The sequence below is a fragment of the Pseudomonas sp. A125 genome (genome assembly GCF_055409485.1).
The window spans coordinates 131477-151623 of sequence record NZ_JBUZVP010000002.1; the positions used below are offsets into that span (position 1 = coordinate 131477).

Here is a 20147-nt window from a genome sequence, read left to right on the forward strand (position 1 = left end):
TATGCCACCTCAAAGGTTTGAAGGTTGATTCATGCGTAACGATGCTAACGACGACTTTGACAACGTTCCCAGCCTGCGGGCTGACACCTCGGACGACGATGATTTTGAGCCTACCGCGGCCACGTCCGTGCGCTCGCGGCCAGCGCCTGCGGTCAAGGTCAAGAGCGCCAGCACCGGGCCGTTGTGGGCATTGGTCGGCGCGCTGCTGTTTGCCTTTGCCGGCCTTGCCTGGTGGAGCTTCCAGCAAATCTCCCTGATGGGCCAGCAACTGGTCGCGACCCAGGAAAGCTTCGCGCGCATCAGTGAGGAAGCGGCGGGGCGCCTGCAGGACATTTCCGGCAAGGTGGTGGCAAGCGAAGCCAGTGTGAATAACGGCAGCGAAGCCTTGAAGCTTCAGATCAAGCAGTTGGAAACCCAATTGCTGGAGCAGGGCAAGCAGCAACTGGGCGTGGCCGGCCAGGCGACGGACCTGGATAAACGCCTTGAGCAAATGACCGCCAGCACCGCCCAACTGTCCGGCGCAAACGCGCAACTGCAAGGCCAGGTGCAGGCACTGACCGATGCCGTGGCAACCCTCAAGTCCCGCGACACCGAGTTCAAGGAACTGTCTGCCGACGTCGCTGCCCTGAAAAAACAGGGCAACCCCACGGCTGCCATCGCCCGCCTGGAGCAGGACCTTGTGGTGCTCAAGAGCGAGCAGGATAGCCGCCCGGCGGCCTCCGACGGCCCGTCCAACAAGGAGTTCGACGTGTTCCGCATCCAGACCACGCGCAACGTCACCACCTTGCAAAGCCAGGTGCAGAACTTGCAGCAGCAGATCAACCAGCCACGGCCGTAAGCCCGTCCTGTAGGAGCAAGCTTGCTCGCGAAGGTCGTTAACGATGACGTGTTTATTCTGAATAAACGGGTTGTTTTGCCGTTCTTCGCGAGCAAGCTCGGCTCCTACACAGGAAGAGGCACAATCAATGTCACCATCTGGTGACATTTCCCACCTCCTTCGTTACTTGCCCTCGCCCCGCCCTTGTTTAGACTCCGGGCATCCCGCACATAATAAAAAGGGCTAATCATGACCACGCAACCACTGCCTGCCAGTAGTTGGCTGAACGCACCTGCCCATCACGCCTGGCTTGCCACTGAAGGCCAGCGCCTGCTGGCCTTCGCCAAGGCTTCCAGGCTGCCTGAAGGCTTCGGCAACCTCGACGATCACGGCGTTTTACCGCCTGATGCCGTCGCCGAAACCATGAACACCGCCCGCATGACCCACAGCTTCGCCATGGCCCACGGCCTGGGTTTGCCCGGTTACGCCGAGTTGGTAGAGCACGGGGTTGCCGCCCTCAGCGGCCCGCTGCGCGATGCCCAGCACGGCGGCTGGTTTGCCACGCCCGGTGCCCGCGATGGCAACACCGGCAAGGCCGCCTACCTGCATGCCTTCGTGGCCCTGGCGGCCAGCTCTGCGGTAGTGGCTGGCGCTCCCGGCGCGCAAACCCTACTTAACGACGCGACCCACATCATCGACCAGTATTTCTGGAGCGAAGAGGAGGGCGCGATGCTCGAATCCTTTGCCCAGGACTGGAGTGGCGTAGAGGCTTATCGCGGCGCCAACAGCAACATGCACGCCACCGAAGCGTTCCTGGCCCTGGCCGATGTGACTGGTGAAACCCGCTGGCTGGACCGCGCACTGCGCATCGTCGAGCGCGTGATCCATCGCCATGCGGCGCAAAACCAGTACAGCGTCATCGAGCATTTCGACAGCCATTGGCAACCCTTGCGCGGTTACAACGAAGACAACCCGGCCGACGGCTTTCGCCCCTACGGCATCACCCCTGGCCACGGCTTCGAATGGGCGCGGCTGGTACTGCACCTTGAAGCGGCGCGGCTGGACGCCGGGCTTGTCACGCCTGACTGGCTGGTGACCGACGCCAAGGGCCTGTTTGCCAGTGCCTGCGAATACGCCTGGGCCGTCGACGGCGCCCCGGGCATTGTCTACACCCTCGACTGGAGCCAGCGCCCCGTGGTGCACGAGCGTCTGCACTGGACTCATTGCGAAGCCAGCGCCGCTGCCCAGGCGCTGCTCAAACGCACGGGCGAGCTGCATTACGAAACCTGGTACCGGCGCTTCTGGGAGTTCTGTGAAAACCATTTCATCGACCGCACCCACGGCAGCTGGCACCACGAACTGAGCCCGAAAAACCAGCCCAGCAGCAAGATCTGGGGTGGCAAACCGGACCTGTACCACGCCTGGCAGTCTGTATTGCTGCCGTGTCTGCCGTTATCACCGAGCATGGCCAGTGCCGTGGCCACCGGACGTTATGTCACCAAGTGGTGACATTTTGGCGTCCCTTTGTTACCTGCACCTGAAAAATCCCTGTTTAAACTCGTTTGCAGCGCAAGCACCGACTTGCATGCATAACAACAAGAAAAAAGGTACTCAGATGAAAGCGATCAGTCGCCTCGCCGTAGCTATTTCCGTTGCCTCGTTGTTTCCCCTCAATGCTTTTGCCGCCGACTCGAAAGGGACGGTTGAAGTTGTGCATTGGTGGACCTCGGGTGGCGAGAAAGCGGCAGTAGATGTCCTGAAGGCTCAAGTAGAAAAAGACGGCTTCACCTGGAAAGACGGTGCCGTCGCCGGCGGTGGTGGTTCGACTGCCATGACCGTACTGAAAAGCCGCGCCGTTGCTGGCAACCCGCCAGGCATGGCCCAGATCAAAGGCCCCGACATCCAGGAATGGGCGTCCACCGGGCTGCTCGATACCGACGTCCTGAAGGAACCCGCCAAACAAGAGAAGTGGGACACCCTGCTGGACAAGAAAGTCTCCGATACCGTGAAGTACGAAGGTGATTACGTCGCCGTGCCGGTGAACATCCACCGCGTCAACTGGCTGTGGATCAACCCGGAAGTCTTCAAGAAAGCCGGCATCGAAAAACCGCCTACCACCCTCGAAGAATTCTACGCCGCTGGCGACAAGCTGAAAAAAGCCGGCTTCATTGCGCTCGCCCACGGTGGCCAGCCTTGGCAGGACAGCACCGTCTTCGAAGCAGTCGTGCTCTCGGTCATGGGGGCTGACGGTTACAAGAAAGCCCTGGTCGACCTGGACGAAAAAGCCCTGACCGGCCCAGAAATGATCAAGTCCCTGACCGAGCTGAAGAAAGTCGCGACCTACATGGACGTCGACGGCAAAGGCCAGGACTGGAACCTGGAAGCGGCCAAAGTCATCAACGGCAAGGCCGGCATGCAGATCATGGGTGACTGGGCCAAGAGTGAATGGACCGCCGCCAAGAAAGTCGCCGGCAAAGACTACGAGTGCGTAGCCTTCCCGGGCACCGACAAGGCGTTCACCTACAACATCGACTCCCTCGCCGTGTTCAAGCAGAAAGACAAAGGCACTGCTGCTGGCCAGCAGGACATCGCCAAAGTCGTGTTGAGCGAAAACTTCCAGAAAGTCTTCAGCATCAACAAAGGCTCGATCCCTGTTCGGGTCGACATGCTGGCAGACATGGGCAAGTACGGTTTCGACTCCTGCGCCCAGACCGCAGCCAAAGACTTCCTGGCTGACGCCAAGACCGGCGGCCTGCAACCAAGCATGGCGCACAACATGGCCACTACCCTGGCCGTGCAAGGCGCGTTCTTTGACGTTGTCACCAACTACATCAACAACCCGAATGCTGATCCTGCAACCACCGCGAAGCAACTGTACAGCGCGGTCAAGTCGGCCAAGTAACGGTTAGTACTGAATGGCCTTGTGGGGGGACCCCTAACCCCTGCAAGGCATGTTCCTGTAGTCCTATTTCCCTGTACTGGATTTTCCCATGAGTTCTGTTGCTGTGTTCAGCAAAGCCTCGCCGTTCGATGCACTGCAGCGCTGGCTACCCAAACTGGTGCTGGCGCCGAGCATGTTCATCGTTCTGGTGGGCTTCTATGGCTACATCCTGTGGACGTTCGTGCTGTCGTTCACTAACTCGACTTTCTTGCCGACCTACAAGTTCGTAGGCCTGGCTCAATATGCGCGCTTGTTCGACAACGACCGCTGGTGGGTCGCGAGCAAGAACCTGGCGGTGTTCGGTGGCATGTTCATCGGCATCACGTTGGTGATCGGCGTGACCCTGGCGATTTTCCTCGACCAGAAAATCCGTCGTGAAGGCTTTATCCGCACCATTTACCTGTACCCGATGGCGCTCTCGATGATCGTCACCGGTACCGCCTGGAAATGGCTGCTCAACCCGGGCATGGGCCTGGACAAATTGCTGCGTGACTGGGGCTGGGAAGGCTTTCGCCTGGATTGGCTGATCGACCCGGACCGTGTGGTGTATTGCCTGGTGATCGCCGCTGTGTGGCAAGCCTCGGGCTTCATCATGGCGATGTTCCTTGCCGGCCTGCGCGGTGTTGACCAATCGATCATCCGTGCTGCGCAGATCGACGGCGCGAGCATGCCGCGCATCTACTGGAAAGTGGTGCTGCCAAGCCTGCGTCCGGTGTTCTTCAGTGCGGTGATGATTCTGGCGCACATCGCGATCAAGAGTTTCGACCTGGTGGCGGCCATGACCGCGGGTGGTCCGGGTTACTCCTCCGACCTGCCGGCGATGTTCATGTATTCGTTCACCTTCAGCCGTGGCCAGATGGGCATGGGTTCGGCCAGTGCGATTCTGATGCTCGGTGCGATTCTCGCAATCATCGTGCCTTACCTGTACTCCGAGCTAAGGACCAAGCGTAATGACTAGTCTCGCCGGCAAACCTGCCATCAGCCTGAGCCGCATCGCGATCTACGCGGTGCTGATCCTCGCTGTCCTGCTGTACCTGGTGCCGTTGGTGGTCATGTTGCTGACCAGCTTCAAGACCCCGGAAGACATCAGCACCGGCAACCTGTTGAGTTGGCCCACCGTGGTCACCGGCATCGGCTGGGTGAAAGCCTGGGCCACGGTTGACGGTTACTTCTGGAACTCGATCAAGATCACCGTGCCGGCCGTACTCATCTCCACCGCCATCGGTGCGTTGAACGGCTACGTGCTGTCGATGTGGCGTTTTCGCGGTTCGCAGTTGTTCTTCGGCCTGTTGCTGTTCGGCTGCTTCCTGCCGTTCCAGACCGTGCTGCTGCCAGCCTCGTTCACCCTCGGCAAGATGGGCCTGGCCAGCACCACCACGGGCCTGGTGTTCGTGCACATCGTCTACGGGCTGGCGTTTACTACACTGTTCTTCCGTAACTACTACGTGAGCATTCCCGATGCATTGGTGAAAGCGGCACGCCTGGATGGCGCGGGGTTCTTCACGATCTTCCGCCTGATCATCCTGCCGATGTCGACACCGATCATCATGGTGTGCCTGATCTGGCAGTTCACGCAGATCTGGAACGACTTCCTGTTCGGCGTGGTGTTCTCCAGCGGTGATTCGCAGCCCATCACAGTGGCGCTGAACAACCTGGTCAACACCAGCACCGGGGTCAAGGAATATAACGTTGATATGGCGGCGGCGATGATCGCCGGGCTGCCGACCCTGCTGGTCTATGTGGTCGCAGGCAAGTATTTCGTGCGCGGCCTGACGGCCGGCGCGGTCAAGGGGTAATCATGGCAACGCTTGAACTTCGTAACGTAAACAAGACCTACGGTGCCGGCCTGCCGGACACCTTGAAGAACATCGAACTGTCGATCAAGGAAGGTGAGTTCCTGATCCTGGTCGGGCCTTCGGGTTGCGGCAAATCGACCTTGATGAACTGCATCGCGGGCCTGGAAAACATCACCGGCGGCGCGATCATGATCGGTGACCAGGACGTCAGCGGCATGAGCCCCAAGGATCGCGACATCGCCATGGTGTTCCAGTCCTACGCGCTGTACCCGACCATGAGCGTGCGCGAGAACATCGAGTTCGGCCTGAAGATTCGCAAGATGCCCCAGGCGGCGATCGATGAAGAAGTGGCGCGCGTGGCCAAGCTGCTGCAGATCGAGCACCTGCTCAATCGCAAGCCGGGCCAGCTCTCCGGCGGCCAGCAACAGCGTGTGGCCATGGGCCGTGCGCTGGCGCGTCGGCCGAAGATCTACCTGTTCGACGAACCGCTGTCCAACCTCGACGCCAAGCTGCGGGTCGAGATGCGTACCGAAATGAAGCTGATGCACCAGCGTCTGAAAACCACCACCGTCTACGTCACCCACGATCAGATCGAAGCGATGACCCTGGGCGACAAAGTAGCGGTGATGAAGGACGGCATCATCCAGCAGTTCGGCACGCCGAAAGAGATCTACAACGACCCGGCCAACCTGTTCGTGGCGAGCTTTATCGGTTCGCCGCCGATGAACTTCATTCCACTGCGCCTGCAACGCAAGGATGGCCGCCTGGTGGCGTTGCTGGACAGCGGCCAGGCACGCTGTGAATTGCCGCTGAACATGACCGATGCCGGCCTTGAAGACCGCGAAGTGATCCTGGGCCTGCGCCCGGAGCAGATCGTGCTGGCCGCCGCCGAAGCCACCGGCGCGCCGACCATTCGGGCCGAGGTGCAAGTCACCGAGCCGACTGGCCCGGACACCCTGGTGTTTGTGCAAATCAATGAAACCAAGGTCTGCTGCCGCCTGGCGCCCGATGTGGCGCCGCAAGTGGGCGAGACCCTGACCTTGCAGTTCGACCCGGCCAAGGTGTTGCTGTTCGACGCCAAGACCGGCGAGCGCCTGGGCACTGCCACTTCGTTGCCCGCACAGGACCGTGCCGACAACGTTGCTCAATTCAAGGGACGCTGAAGATTCAAATGATGTGTAGGGGCTTTTGTGGGAGTGCTCTCCCACAAAGAAGTAAACCGCGTTAGATAAAAACAGTTAATAACAATAAAGACGAGGATGTAGGGATGAAAAAGCAACACAACAACACCCGGCTGATCTGCCAACTGTCAGCAGCAGCAGCCCTGGTACTGTCCGCCAATGCGATGGCGGACGACGCATTCAGCGCCGATTCCAAATGGATGACCGGTGATTGGGGCGGCGAGCGTACCAAGCTGATCGAGCAAGGTATCGACATCAAGGCGGATTACGTCGGTGAAGTCGGTGGCAACCTCAGCGGTGGCTACAACAACGACAAGACTGCCCGTTACGCCGACCAATTCGGTCTGGGCGTGGCACTGGACCTGCAAAAACTGTGGGGCTGGGATAACACCCAGGCCAAGATCCAGTTGACCAATCGTAATGGTGCGAACATCTCCAACGACCGTATCGGTGACCCGCGTGCCGGCACCTTGAGTTCGTCTCAAGAAGTCGACGGCCGAGGCCACATGGTGCGTCTGACCCAGTTCTGGATCCAGCACCAGATGTTCGACAACAAGCTGGATGTGAAACTCGGTTACTTCGGTGAAGGCGAAGACTTCAATACCTTCCCGTGCGACTTCCAGAACCTGTCGTTCTGTGGCTCGCAGGTCGGTAACTATGTAAACACCTGGTACAACTGGCCCGTCAGCCAGGCGGCTATCCGCGTGAAGTACAACATCACGCCTGAGCTGTATGCGCAAATCGGTGCGTACAACCAGAACCCGTCGCAACTGGAGCACGGCAACGGCTTCAAACTCAGCGGCAGCGGCACCAAGGGCACCGTATTGCCGGTGGAATTGGTCTGGTCGCCTAAGGTCAATGGCCTGCCGGGCGAATACCGTGTGGGTTACTACAAGAGCACCGCCGACGCTACCGACGTACGTGAAGACGTCAACGGTAACGATGCTGGCACCACGGGCGCAGCCTTCCGCGTTCGCAGCAGCAAAAGCGGTTACTGGGGCGTTTTGCAACAGCAACTCACCACGCACAATGGCGACGCTACCCGCGGCTTGAACATTGCGGCCAACGTGACCTTCCACGACAAAGACACCAACCTGGTCGACAACTACCAGTCGCTGATGCTTGTGTATAAAGGCCCATTCGACGTCCGTGCAAAAGATGACGTGGGCATCGGTGTGTCCCGTATCCACGCCAACAGTGACGTGAAGAAAAACGCTGAGTTGCTCAACGCGGCTGGCGGTTTCACCGATTACGACCAATCGGGCTACGCACCACTGCGTAACACCGAATACAACGTCGAACTCAACTACGGCTTCCACGTTACCAACTGGCTGACTGTGCGTCCTAACCTGCAATACATCGCCAACCCAGGTGGTGTTAAGCAAGTCGACAACGCGGTAGTAGCGGGCCTGAAAATTCAGTCTACGTTCTAACGCTGTTGCGATAAGCTCCTTCTCTCTGTGCGCATTTTGCGGATAGCCATGGCTATCCGCTTTTTTTTGTGTGGGAGCTGGCTTGCCTGCGATGCGAGCCCCGCGGTGTTTCTGGCACACCGAGGCGATGCCATCGCAGGCAAGCCAGCTCCTGCAAAGTTATTCAGGACCGTGGCACATGCATGAGCATCCGCTGCAACGCTTTTTCAAATCCCTGCGCGAGCGGCCGGTATTCGCCTGGGAGCGCTTTCAGATGCGCGATGTGCTGGTGATCGATCATCCGCTGTGCCAGGCGGTGTTCAGTCGCCAGGGTGCGCAACTGCTGCACTTCCAGCCCACGGGCCAGAAACCCTGGCTGTGGTGCGCGGCCAAGTGGCCGCAGGTCGGCGCCATTCGTGGCGGCGTGCCGGTGTGTTGGCCATGGTATGGCCGCCATCCCAGCGAAAACGCCTGGCCGTCCCATGGTTGGGCGCGGCTGATCGACTGGAAACTGCTCGACAGCAGCACCGACGACGACGGCGTGCGTTTGCACTGGCAATTGAAGCTATGCGATTGGCAAGTGGACCTGCATGCACACCTGGGGGAAACCCTGGAACTGCGCCTGGCCACCGAGCATCAGGACGAACTGCCGTGCCAGCTCAGTCATGCTTTGCACGCCTACTGGCGGATTGGCAACGTCGGTGAGATAGCGCTGTCTGGGCTGGACGGGGCGCAAGGGTACGACCAGCTAAATCGCCAGGCTTGCCAGCAGGAAGGTGAATTGCGGGTCGATGGCGGCTGCCAGCGGGTGTTCCAGCACGACGGTGAATTGCACCTTAAAGACCATGCCTGGCAGCGCGAGCTGTGCATCGACACTGGCGACAGCGCCGACACGGTGGTGTGGCACCCGGGAAGCCGGCCGCTGCTGGGGGTGAGTTTCAACGAGGCTTCGGGGTTTGTGTGCGTGGAGTCGGCGATGGCCGGGGCGAGTTTGGCGCCGGGGGAACGGGCGCATTTGAGTTTGCAGGCGCGGGCCGGGATTTAGCGGTATGGCAATGGCTTTTTGTGGTGAGGGGGCTTGTCCCCCGTTGGGCTGCGCAGCAGCCCCAGTAAGATCGATGCGATCTTTCAGACAGATTTAGATGGCTGATTTTGGGGCCGCTGCGCGGCCCAGCGCGGGGCAAGCCCGCTCACCACAGAGGCCGGCACAGTCGCTGTAGATTCCGAACTAGTTGAGCTCGTCCCCAACCGGGTACCGGCTGTCGTTCAAGCTCTCCTTGATCTTGCGCAAATGCGGCTGGAAATCCACCCCGCGGCGCAAGGTCATGCCGGTGGCCAGCACATCCAGCACCGTCAACTGGATGATCCGCGAAGTCATCGGCATGTAGATGTCGGTGTCTTCCGGCAGCGGAATGTTCAGGCTCACGGTACTGACCTTGGCCAGCGGTGAGTTCTCGGCGGTCACACCCAGTACCGACGCGCCATTTTCCCGCGCGATACGCGCCACTTCCACCAACTCACGGGTACGCCCGGTGTAGGAAATGATCACGAACAACTCCCCGGTGTGCGCCACCGAGGCGATCATCCGTTGCATCAGCACATCGGCATGCGCCGTGACCGACAGGTTGAAACGGAAAAACTTGTGCAGCGCGTCCATGGCCACCGGCGCCGAAGCCCCCAAGCCAAAGAAGTGGATCTGCCGGGCCTGGATCAGCAGGTCGACGGCCTTGCTGATCAGGTTCGGGTCCAGGGCCTGGCAGGCGCTGTCGAGGGAGGCGATGGCACTGCCAAAGATCTTCTGGGTGTAGGCCTCAGGGTTATCATCGGCCTCCACCGCACGGCTGACGTACGCCGCGCCACTGGCCAGGCTTTGCGCCAGCTGCAATTTAAGTTCAGGGTAACCGCTCACGCCGAACGAGCGGCAGAAGCGGTTCACGGTAGGTTCGCTGACCGAAGCGGCCTGGGCGAGGGCGGCGATAGAGAAGCGGGTCGCCTGCTGCGGGTTGAGCAGGATGACCTCGGCGACTTTACGTTCAGCCTTGTTCAGTTCTTCGAGGCGTTTCTGGATCTGTTCCAGTAGATTTCGCACGCGGTCCATTCATGTTTCCTTAGGGCGACGATGCAAATAAGGGTCGTCAACCAATCGACGAGCGGCCCTTTGCGGTGGCCTATCCTACTGAGGGTAGTTGAACACCACCACTCGGAATACGTTTTTCGGGAAAATGTTGTGGTTATTACTACATTTTTCCTTGAGTGATGCCTTAAAAAAAGGTATTTGTAGCTTAACTTGATAAAAGAACAAACATCATGCCTTCGATAACCGTGGAACCCTGCACCTTTGCCCTGTTTGGCGCCTTGGGTGATCTGGCGCTGCGCAAGTTATTTCCTGCCCTCTATCAACTCGATGGCGCGGGCCTCCTGCACGAAGACACGCGCATCCTGGCTCTGGCCCGTGAGGCTGGTTCCGAACAACAGCACCTGGCCCACATCGAAAAAGAATTGCGCAGCTACGTTGGCGAGGAACTCGACGAAACCGTCGCCCAGCGTTTCCTGGCACGCCTGACGTACCTGCACGTCGACTTCCTGAAGGCCGACGATTACGTCGCCCTGGCGGAAAAAGCCGGCACCGTGCAACGCCTGATTGCCTACTTCGCCACCCCGGCGGCGGTGTACGGGGCGATCTGCGAGAACCTGTCCAAGGTCGGTCTTGCGGAAAACACCCGGGTTGTCCTGGAAAAACCCATCGGCTCGGACCTGGATTCCTCGCGCAAGGTCAACGACGCCGTGGCGCAGTTTTTCCCGGAAAACCGCACTTACCGCATCGACCACTACCTGGGCAAAGAAACCGTCCAGAACCTGATCGCCCTGCGTTTTGCCAACAGCCTGTTTGAAACCCAGTGGAACCAGAACTACATCTCCCACGTGGAAATCACCGTGGCCGAGCAGGTAGGCATCGAAGGTCGCTGGGGCTATTTCGACAAGGCCGGGCAACTGCGCGACATGATCCAGAACCACCTGCTGCAGCTGCTTTGCCTGATCGCCATGGACCCGCCGGCCGACCTGTCTGCCGACAGTATCCGTGACGAGAAGGTCAAGGTGCTCAAGGCCCTGGCGCCCATCAGCCCGGACGGCCTGACCACCCAGGTTGTGCGCGGCCAATATATTGCGGGCTACAGCGCCGGCAAGCCGGTGCCGGGTTACCTGGAAGAAGAGAACTCCAACACCCAGAGCGACACCGAAACCTTCGTCGCCCTGCGTGCCGACATTCGTAACTGGCGTTGGGCCGGGGTGCCGTTCTACCTGCGTACGGGCAAGCGCATGCCGCAAAAGCTGTCGCAGATCGTCATCCACTTCAAGGAACCGTCCCACTACATCTTCGCCCCCGAGCAGCGTTTGCAGATCAGCAACAAACTGATCATTCGCCTGCAGCCGGACGAAGGTATTTCCTTGCGCGTGATGACCAAGGAGCAGGGCCTGGACAAGGGCATGCAACTGCGCAGCGGCCCGCTGCAACTGAATTTTTCCGACACTTATCGCAGCGCACGGATTCCCGATGCCTACGAGCGGTTGTTGCTGGAAGTAATGCGTGGCAACCAGAACCTGTTTGTGCGCAAAGATGAAATCGAAGCCGCGTGGAAGTGGTGTGACCAGCTGATTGCCGGGTGGAAAAAATCCGGTGATGCGCCCAAGCCGTACGCGGCGGGGTCCTGGGGGCCGATGAGCTCGATTGCACTGATCACGCGGGACGGGAGGTCTTGGTATGGCGATATCTGATTTGAAACTGCCTCAGGGCGTGACGGCCCATGAGTACCGCAACCCGGTGCTGCTGGCCGATGGCTTGGCCAACGACGTGGCAGAACAACTGCGCACGGCCATCAGTGCCCGCGGTGAAGCGACCCTGGTGGTGTCCGGTGGGCGCAGCCCGGTGGCGTTCTTCCAGAACCTTGCCCAGCAAGGCCTGGACTGGTCCAAGGTGACCATCACCCTGGCCGACGAGCGCTGGGTGCCGGTGGAACATGCCGACAGCAATGCCGGCCTGCTGAAAAAGTATTTGCTGCAAGGCCCGGCGGCCAAGGCGAAGTTTTTGAGCCTGTACAGCGTCGCCGCCACCCTTGACCAGGCGGCCGAGCAGGCCGATCGCCTGCTGGCTGAGTTGCCGGCGATTGACGTGCTGGTATTGGGCATGGGCGACGACGGCCACACCGCGTCGCTGTTCCCCAACAGCCCGAACCTGGCTGACGCCTTGAAGCCCGATGGCAGCCGTCGTTGCTGGCCGATGCTGGCGCCGACCGTGCCGCACCAGCGCCTGACCATGAGTCGCGCGTTGTTGGCCACCGCCCACTACACCGTACTGTCGATTTCCGGCAGTTCGAAATTGACCACCTTGAGCGCCGCGCTGGCCAGTGACGACGTTGCTGCCATGCCGATACGCGCGTTTTTGCAACCTACTTTAGAGATTTACTGGTGCCCATGAGCCAAGGATCAGCCGCGATGAACAGCCCTCAACCTACCGTTTCCATGGCGGACAAAGTTGCCTTGATCGACAGCCTCTGCGCAAAAGCGCGGATCCTGCCGGTGATCACCATTGCCCGTGAACAGGACATTCTGCCCCTGGCCGATGCCTTGGCTGCCGGTGGTTTGACCGCACTGGAAGTGACGCTGCGTTCGCAGTTCGGCCTCAAGGCCATCCAGGTGTTGCGTGAGCAGCGCCCGGAGCTGTGTACCGGTGCTGGTACTGTGCTGGATCGCCAGATGCTCGAAGCGGCCGAAGTGGCTGGTTCGCAATTTATTGTCACCCCTGGGATCACCCGTGATCTGCTGGAGGCGTCGGTACACAGCTCGATTCCGCTGTTGCCTGGTATCAGCAATGCGTCCGGGATCATGGAGGGTTATGGCCTGGGTTATCGGCGCTTCAAGCTGTTTCCGGCGGAGGTCAGTGGGGGTGTGGCGGCCATTAAAGCCTTGGGCGGGCCGTTTGGCGAAGTGAAATTCTGCCCGACTGGTGGTGTTGGTCCGGCCAACATCAAGAGCTATATGGCCTTGAAGAATGTGATGTGCGTGGGCGGTAGCTGGATGCTGGACCCGGAGTGGGTCAAGAACGGCGACTGGGCACGTATCCAGGAAACCACCGCCGAGGCGCTGGCTCTGCTGGACTGATTGGATTTAGCGAATCGTTGTTGCTGTGTTCTACGGCATTTTTGCGGTGCACTTGGTCGGTGTGCCGCTTTTTTTTGCCTGTTGGAAAGGGTTCAGGTTTATAGGGGGGGGGCACGTGTTGTGGGGGGGACTGAGTACATATCCGTTATTTAGGTAACGGCCGCCTAGGGTTCCGCTCTTACAGCGGGTCACTTTTGAAAAGCGCAAAAGTAACCAAAACGCTCTGCCCCGCCTGTCGGCACCTCGCCTAGGCTCGGTGTTCCCTCACTCCGGCATTGCTCCGCGGGCCGCCGCGACGGCCCGTCCCTGGCCCGTCGCGGCTAAACCGGCGTCCTGCCGGTTTACCCGCTCCTCAATCCCTGCGTTCGGCCTCGGGCTGAATGGGGCAGTCAGATCAAGATCAACAGCAAGATCAAGGGCACGGCGGCCTGAAAGCCGACCTGAGTGTTAAAAGCCAAGGCAAAAGCTGTAGGAGCTGGCTTGCCGGCGATGCAGGCAACTCGGTTTCTCAGACACCCCGCGGCGATGCCATCGCAGGCAAGCCAGCTCCTACATTTGAACCGTGCCCGCTTTAGCTTTTGATCTGGCTTTTAACACTCAAGCCGGCCTGTAGGCCGCTGTGTTCTTGATCTGCTTGTGATCTTGATCTTAGGCGCCCCGTCAACCACGCTGGCCGAACGCAGGTAGTACGGAGCGGGTAAACCGGCAGGACGCCGGTTTAGCCGCGACGGGGCAGGGACGCCCCGTCGCGGCGGCCCGCGGAGTAATGCCGGAGTGAGGGCACACCGAGCCTAAGCGAGGTGCCGAGTGGTGGGGCAAGAGCCTTTTGGTTACTTTTGGGCTCCTTTCAAAAGTGACCCACCGTAAGGGCGGAACCCATACAAGCCATCACCCAAACAACGGATATACACGCTCTAACAATGTCTAGTTAGCACTCAGTTCAGTGATGGCTTTGATTAGCACATGAATGTCCGCCGCTGACGTCAAAAACCCCGGCGTCACCCGGATACAACTGCCAAACGAAGCCCCGCTGCGGGTCGTGGTAAACAGGTCATGTTCCTTGAGCAACCGATCCGCCATCACCTGCTGATCCGGCTGATCGGTGAACTTGAACGAGGTGATCGCGCAGTACAGCCGTGGGTCATCCGGCGTCAGCACTTCAATGCCGGGTAACCGCCGCACTTCACTCACCCACAAATCCCGCAGGTAATTGAGCCGCGCACCCTTGGCCTTCGAGCCCCCCAACAACCGATGCTCTTCAAACACCAGTGGCAAGGTCATCAACGCCGGGAAATTCGGCGTGCTGTACGGCGTACGAGCGCGCACATCGGTGGCCGGGTAGTGAAACTCACCCATGTCCGGATCAATGTCTGCCAGGCGCTGCGGGTCGATATAGATAAAGCCCAGGGTCAACGGCGCCCCAATCCACTTGTGCAGGTTGAAGCCGGCAAACGCGATGCCCATCTGCGCCAGGTTGAAGTCGATCTGCCCCAGCGCATGCGCGCCATCGAGGATCACGTCAATCCCGTGTTCCCTGGCAGCGCCGGCAATCGCCTCCACCGGCATCACCAACCCGGTGCGGTGGGTCACGTAGGTCAACGCCAGCAGTTTCAGACGCGGGTAACGCACGAACGCATCGCGATACGTCTGCACAAGGCTGTCGAAACTGGCCGGGTGTTCGTGGGCAATTTCTATCACCTCCACCCCACGATTCTGCGCCAGCCAACGCATGGCACCCTTGACGGTGTCGTACTCCAGGTCGCTGATCAGCACCTGGTCGCCCGGCTGCAAGCGGTTGTAGTTGCGGATCAACGATTGCAACGCATCCGAGGCGCAGCGGGTGAGGGCGACAGCTTCGGGATCAGCGTCCAGCAATTGTGCCAACTGGTTACGAATCTCGAGGTTTTCGCCCTGTTCGAAACGCTGGCGCACGTAGATCGAGTTGCTGCGATTGATGAAGGCTACGTTGTCCTGATATTGCTCCAGTACCGCGCGGCTCATACGCCCGAAGTAACCGTTTTCGAGGTTGATCGGGCCGGGTTCCAGGTCATAGCGCTGGGCGATTTCATGCCAGTGTTGTTCGTCGCGGGTACTGTCCATGTGCGTGCTCTATTAATGACGAGGGGCGGGCTTGCCGTGTTTGGCGCGTAGGGGTTCCAGCAGTTCGGATAAACCGTTGTGGTCGATTTCCTGCATCAGGGCCAGTAACCCACCCAATTCGCCGTGGGGGAAACCTTCACGGGCAAACCAGTTCAGGTAGGGGCCAGGCAGGTCGGCAATGATCCGGCCCTTGTACTTGCCGAAGGGCATCTCGCGGGTGATCAGCAATTCAAGTTTTTCAGGATTCATCGGCGCTTCAGGTGTTTGAGTGATGCCTTGGAAAATACAGGCATTCTGCATGGAGGCCAAATGACAGATCATGCAAATAAAGCGGATACAGTTTTTTGCCTGATATTTAACTTGTTGAAATATAAGGATTAATTTATTTTTCAAAAGCTGGCACGGGCGCTGCAATTACTAATGCACGTTTCTTAACCCGCGAAGGAATTGAAAAATGACTGACATCAACAAAGAATCGATCTCCGTACTCAATGACCTGATCGAAACCAGCAAAGACGGCCAGGAAGGCTTCAAGACCTGCGCAGAAGACATCAAGCATCCAGAACTCAAAGCCCTGTTTGCCAAACGCTCCGTTGATTGCGCCACCGCCGCTGCTGAACTGCAAACGGCCGTGAAAGCCTTGGGTGGCGATCCGGAAAAATCCGGCAGCGTCGCCGGTGCCCTGCACCGTGGTTGGGTTGACGTGAAATCGATGGTCACCGGCAAGGACGAAGAAGCGGTGCTGAACGAAGCCGAGCGCGGTGAAGACCACGCACTGAAGGCTTATAAAGAAGCGATCGAGAAGATCAACAAGCACAACCTGCTGGGCATTCGTGACCTGGTAGAGCGCCAGTTCCACGGCGCGCAACGTAACCACGACCAGGTGAAAGCCCTGCGTAACCAGGCCCGCGCTCAGTCTTGAGCCCCGCCTGAATAAAAAAGCCCCGCCGATGCGGGGCTTTTTCATGCGCGTTGGTTCAGCCGATGCTGATGGCCGGCAACTCGGTCAGGGTTACGGTTTGCTGCTTGCGCGGCGCGAGGATCTCGGCTTCACCGTCCACCACCAACTCATCGCGCTGGTTGAACACACGGGTGGCGATGCGCACCCGAAACTTGGGCAGCTTCTCCAGGATTTCCAGACGCACGGTCAGGGTGTCGCCGATTTTTACCGGCTTCTGAAAGGTCATTTGCTGGCCGATGTAGATCGTGCCGGGCCCAGGCAGCTCGCACGCGACTGCCGCGCTGATCAGGGCGCCGCTGAACATGCCGTGGGCAATGCGCTCCTTGAACATGGTCGCCTTGGCGAATTCGGCGTCCAGGTGCACCGGGTTGTGGTCGCCGGACATCGCCGCGAACAGCTGGATATCGCGCTCTTCAACGGTCTTGCTGAAGCTGGCGGTCTGGCCGACTTCTAGGGCTTCGTAAGGCGTGTTGGTAACCTGGGTCATCAGATGGTGCATCCTGTGGCTAATCGATAATCTTAATATATTGATTTTAAACGAAAAATCATTCGCAGCGAGTAGGGCGGCGCAGTACTTCAGCCTGAGCAAGCCACGCCAGCACATCGGCTGTGACCGCATCACGGTTGGTTTCGTTGAATAATTCGTGGCGCGCCTGCGGGTAAATGTTCAGCTCCAGGTTCTGGCAGCCGGCTTCACGCAACGCGTTGGCCAGGCTTTTGAGACGCTTGCCCTCACTGACCGGATCACATTCTCCGCCCATTATCAGGATCGGCAGGCCCGGATCGATCTGCGCGAGATTGGACGCTTTGCTGATTTGCTGCAAGCCACCCAGCAGGTCAATCCACAGCTGGTTGGTACAGCGAAAGCCGCACAGCGGGTCGCTGACGTACTTGTCGACCTCGGCCGGGTCGCGACTGAGCCAGTCGAAAGCGGTGCGATTGGGTTTAAACGCCTTGTTGAACGATCCAAACGACAGGAAATCAATCAGCGCACTGCGCCCACGCAAACCCTGGCGCAGGCGTTCGACATGGGCAATCACCTTGGCCGCGCCGTACAACGCCACCGGCTGGAAATTCGAACCACTGAGAATTGCCCCGTTGAGGCTCGCGCTGTGATGCAGCAGGTACGCCTGGGCGATATAGCTGCCCATGCTGTGGCCCAGCAGGATAATCGGCACGCCCGGCGCCTGCTGGCCGATGTGCTGGTTGAGGCTTGCCAGGTCGCCCACCACTTTGTTCCAGCCGTCTTTCTCGGCGAACAACCCCAGCGTGCCCTCGTCGGCGGTACGCCCGTGGCCGCGCTGGTCGGGGGCATACAGGCCGTAACCGGCGTTGCACAAGGCCTGGGCCAGGCGTGCATAGCGGCCACTGTGCTCGGCCATGCCGTGGGCCAGCATGATCAACGCCCTGGGCGGCCCATCCGGCAGCCATTGGTTGACATACACCCGACTGCGGTCATTCGCGGTCAGCCAGAAAGTGGTGTGGTTCATGGCGCTTCCTTTGCTCAGGGTCGTTGCAGTGTATAGCTCAATCGGCTGTAGCCGTTGGGATCAGCGCTGGCCTCAGCGAGGAGATTCACACAATCAATGACGCATCTTGTTGTATTTGCCTGATTGACCATAACTGCTAACGTCCCCAAAGCTCCGCTTTCATCGCAGTATCAAAAGCGGCCGGACCACTCAGGTAAGAGGACAAGAATAATGCAACCTGATTTCTGGAATGACAAACGCGCGGCCGGGGTTCCCAACGAAATCGACCTGACGGCCTACAAGTCGGTGATTGAAGTCTTCGAGCGTTCCTGCAAGACCTTTGCCGACCGTCCGGCGTTCAGCAACATGGGGATCACCCTGACCTACGCCGAGCTGGACCGGCGCAGCGCAGCGTTTGCCGGTTACCTGCAGTGGCACACCGACCTCAAGCCGGGCGACCGCATTGCGGTGCAGATGCCCAACGTCCTGCATTATCCGATTGCCGTGTTCGGCGCACTGCGCGCCGGGCTCATTGTGGTCAACACCAACCCGCTGTACACCCCGCGTGAAATGCGCCACCAGTTCAAGGACGCCGGCATTCGCGCGCTGGTGTACCTGAACCTGTTTGGTTCGCGGGTCGAGGAAGTCAGTAAAGACACCGAGATCGAGTACCTGATCGAGGCGAAGATGGGCGACTTCATGCCTGCCGCCAAGGGCTGGCTGATCAACACCGTGGTCGACAAAGTCAAGAAGATGGTCCCGGCCTACCACCTGCCGCGGGCCATCTCCTTCAAGCGCGCTCTGCGCATGGGCGCCGGCCAGGCACTCAACCGCCACCCGGTAAGCCTCGATGACATCGCCGTGCTGCAATACACCGGCGGCACCACCGGCCTGGCCAAGGGCGCGATGCTCACCCACGGCAACCTGGTAGCGAACATGCAGCAGGTGCGCGCATGCATGTCGCAACTGGGCGACGATGGCCACCCGCTGATCAAGGAAGGGCAGGAGGTGATGGTCGCGCCGCTGCCGCTGTACCACATCTATGCCTTCACCGCGAATTGCATGTGCATGATGGTGTCGGGCAACCATAACGTGCTGATCACCAATCCTCGGGACATTGGCGGCTTTATCAAGGAACTGAAGAAGTGGCGCTTCACCGGGTTGCTGGGGCTCAACACGCTGTTTGTGGCCTTGATGGACCACCCGGACTTCAAGAGCCTGGATTTCTCCCACCTCAAACTCACCAACTCCGGCGGCACTGCATTGGTCAAGGCCACGGCCGAGCGCTGGCAGCAACTGACCGGCTGTGCGATTGGCGAAGGCTACGGCCTGACCGAAACCTCGCCGGTGGCCAGCACCAACCCGTATGGCGGCAAATCGAAGCTGGGCACCGTGGGCATTCCGGTGCCGGGCACGGCGATGAAGGTTGTTGATGACAATGGCATTGAGTTGCCACTGGGCGAGCGGGGCGAGCTGTGTATCAAGGGCCCGCAAGTGATGAAGGGGTACTGGCAGCAGCCGGTCGCGACCGCCGAGACCCTGGACGCCGAAGGCTGGCTGAAGACCGGCGATATCGCGGTGATCGACCCGGACGGCTTCGTACGCATCGTAGACCGCAAGAAGGACCTGATCATCGTTTCGGGCTTCAACGTGTACCCCAACGAAATCGAAGACGTGGTGATGGCGCATCCGGCGGTGGCCAGTTGCGCGGTGATCGGCGTGCCGGACGAGCGTACCGGCGAGGCGGTGAAACTGTTTGTGGTGGCCCGTGCGCAAGGGGTAAGTCTTGAAGAGCTGAAGACCTACTGCAAGGCCAACTTCACCGGCTACAAGGTGCCCAAGCACATTGTGCTGCGTGAGTCGTTGCCGATGACGCCGGTGGGCAAGATCTTGCGCAGGGAATTGCGCGACATCGCCTGATTCGAAATAAGGTCAAAAATGTGGGAGCGGGCTTGCTGTGGTGAGGGGGCTTGCCCCCCGTCGGGTTCACTACCGATTGATGGGGCTGCTTCGCAGCCCAGCGCGGGGCAAGCCCGCTCACCACAGCAAGCCCGCTCACCACAGCAAGCCCGCACACACATTTGGTTTTTATTCATTCGGCTTAATCGTGCTAAAGCCCATTCCAGAGCCTTTTCCAGGCTTATAGAATCTTTGCTCTAAAAATGACTATTAGATATTCTTGAGTCATGTTTATGACCGTAGGGGCCTCTTTTGGCTCTAGGCGGCCCTTGGCAAAGCTGCTACTCTCGGCGCGCTTTGTGACCTCTTGGCCTGCTTTTAAGCGCCAGACTCACCTAAAAAACAAATAAATAA

The 20147-nt window shown here is 59.5% G+C and carries 18 protein-coding genes; 13 read left to right on the forward strand and 5 right to left on the reverse strand.

Translation table 11 applies throughout. The features are described 5' to 3' along the window. Positions 1-31: 31 nt before the first annotated feature. The 8 genes from ACZRN6_RS03585 to ACZRN6_RS03620 all read left to right on the forward strand — a co-directional run bounded on the left by ACZRN6_RS03585 (position 32) and on the right by ACZRN6_RS03620 (position 9192). Positions 32-838: an ATPase gene (locus ACZRN6_RS03585; RefSeq protein ID WP_322147065.1), complete on the forward strand. Its 807-nt coding sequence runs from the start codon at positions 32-34 to the stop codon at positions 836-838. A gap of 228 nt (positions 839-1066) precedes the next feature. Continuing rightward, entirely contained in the window at positions 1067-2326 is a 1260-nt protein-coding gene (locus tag ACZRN6_RS03590; protein WP_464007224.1) for a D-mannose isomerase, read from the forward strand. Positions 2327-2432: 106 nt separating this feature from the next. Next, positions 2433-3719 carry an ABC transporter substrate-binding protein gene (locus ACZRN6_RS03595; protein ID WP_322147061.1) on the forward strand — a complete coding sequence of 429 codons (1287 nt, stop codon included), beginning with the start codon at positions 2433-2435 and terminating at the stop codon, positions 3717-3719. An 88-nt stretch (positions 3720-3807) separates the two neighbouring features. After that, entirely contained in the window at positions 3808-4716 is a 909-nt protein-coding gene (locus ACZRN6_RS03600) for a carbohydrate ABC transporter permease (RefSeq protein ID WP_010169866.1), read from the forward strand. Further along, positions 4709-5554 carry a carbohydrate ABC transporter permease gene (locus tag ACZRN6_RS03605; RefSeq protein ID WP_088426457.1) on the forward strand — a complete coding sequence of 282 codons (846 nt, stop codon included), beginning with the start codon at positions 4709-4711 and terminating at the stop codon, positions 5552-5554. The genes ACZRN6_RS03600 and ACZRN6_RS03605 overlap by 8 nt, the downstream gene beginning before the upstream one ends. A 2-nt stretch (positions 5555-5556) precedes the next feature. Next, on the forward strand, positions 5557-6717 hold the full coding sequence (locus ACZRN6_RS03610; RefSeq protein ID WP_322147060.1) for an ABC transporter ATP-binding protein: 1161 nt from the start codon (positions 5557-5559) through the stop codon (positions 6715-6717). A 104-nt stretch (positions 6718-6821) separates the two neighbouring features. Then, positions 6822-8168 (forward strand): carbohydrate porin, encoded by a 1347-nt coding sequence (locus ACZRN6_RS03615; RefSeq protein WP_464007225.1) that lies wholly within the window; start codon positions 6822-6824, stop codon positions 8166-8168. 178 nt (positions 8169-8346) lie between these two features. Next, complete coding sequence (locus tag ACZRN6_RS03620) at positions 8347-9192, forward strand: D-hexose-6-phosphate mutarotase (RefSeq protein WP_322147058.1); 846 nt, start codon at positions 8347-8349, stop codon at positions 9190-9192. A 183-nt stretch (positions 9193-9375) separates the two neighbouring features. Here the strand turns inward: ACZRN6_RS03620 and ACZRN6_RS03625 are convergent, their stop codons facing one another. Continuing rightward, a complete protein-coding gene (locus ACZRN6_RS03625; RefSeq protein WP_176438791.1) occupies positions 9376-10236 on the reverse strand; it encodes a MurR/RpiR family transcriptional regulator in 861 nt (286 codons plus the stop codon). A 218-nt stretch (positions 10237-10454) separates the two neighbouring features. On the opposite strand from ACZRN6_RS03625, the gene zwf reads away from it, so the two are divergent. From zwf to ACZRN6_RS03640, 3 genes are read left to right on the forward strand one after another with little or no spacing between them, the layout of a single operon-like run. Further along, positions 10455-11921 (forward strand): glucose-6-phosphate dehydrogenase, encoded by a 1467-nt coding sequence (zwf, locus tag ACZRN6_RS03630; protein ID WP_464007226.1) that lies wholly within the window; start codon positions 10455-10457, stop codon positions 11919-11921. Continuing rightward, positions 11908-12621, forward strand: a complete 714-nt coding sequence (gene pgl / locus ACZRN6_RS03635) for a 6-phosphogluconolactonase (RefSeq protein ID WP_322147056.1) — start codon at positions 11908-11910, stop codon at positions 12619-12621. Before zwf ends, pgl begins: the two co-directional genes overlap by 14 nt. Positions 12622-12638: 17 nt before the next feature. Beyond that, a complete protein-coding gene (locus tag ACZRN6_RS03640) occupies positions 12639-13304 on the forward strand; it encodes a bifunctional 4-hydroxy-2-oxoglutarate aldolase/2-dehydro-3-deoxy-phosphogluconate aldolase (protein WP_076015855.1) in 666 nt (221 codons plus the stop codon). A gap of 924 nt (positions 13305-14228) precedes the next feature. On the opposite strand, the gene ACZRN6_RS03645 is transcribed toward ACZRN6_RS03640, so the two are convergent. Both ACZRN6_RS03645 and ACZRN6_RS03650 read right to left on the reverse strand, forming a co-directional pair. After that, positions 14229-15404 (reverse strand): aminotransferase class V-fold PLP-dependent enzyme, encoded by a 1176-nt coding sequence (locus tag ACZRN6_RS03645; protein WP_464007227.1) that lies wholly within the window; start codon positions 15402-15404, stop codon positions 14229-14231. A gap of 12 nt (positions 15405-15416) precedes the next feature. Then, positions 15417-15653 carry a DUF3820 family protein gene (locus ACZRN6_RS03650; protein WP_003213031.1) on the reverse strand — a complete coding sequence of 79 codons (237 nt, stop codon included), beginning with the start codon at positions 15651-15653 and terminating at the stop codon, positions 15417-15419. A gap of 205 nt (positions 15654-15858) precedes the next feature. Between ACZRN6_RS03650 and ACZRN6_RS03655 the strand changes: the two genes are divergently transcribed. After that, entirely contained in the window at positions 15859-16326 is a 468-nt protein-coding gene (locus tag ACZRN6_RS03655; RefSeq protein ID WP_076015853.1) for a ferritin-like domain-containing protein, read from the forward strand. Between the two features lie 55 nt (positions 16327-16381). Here the strand turns inward: ACZRN6_RS03655 and ACZRN6_RS03660 are convergent, their stop codons facing one another. Next, a complete protein-coding gene (locus ACZRN6_RS03660; RefSeq protein WP_322147051.1) occupies positions 16382-16852 on the reverse strand; it encodes a MaoC family dehydratase in 471 nt (156 codons plus the stop codon). A 58-nt stretch (positions 16853-16910) separates the two neighbouring features. Next, complete coding sequence (locus tag ACZRN6_RS03665) at positions 16911-17855, reverse strand: alpha/beta hydrolase (protein WP_464007228.1); 945 nt, start codon at positions 17853-17855, stop codon at positions 16911-16913. A gap of 210 nt (positions 17856-18065) precedes the next feature. On the opposite strand from ACZRN6_RS03665, the gene fadD2 reads away from it, so the two are divergent. Then, entirely contained in the window at positions 18066-19754 is a 1689-nt protein-coding gene (fadD2, locus tag ACZRN6_RS03670) for a long-chain-fatty-acid--CoA ligase FadD2 (protein ID WP_464007229.1), read from the forward strand. The last annotated feature ends 393 nt before the right edge of the window (positions 19755-20147 follow it).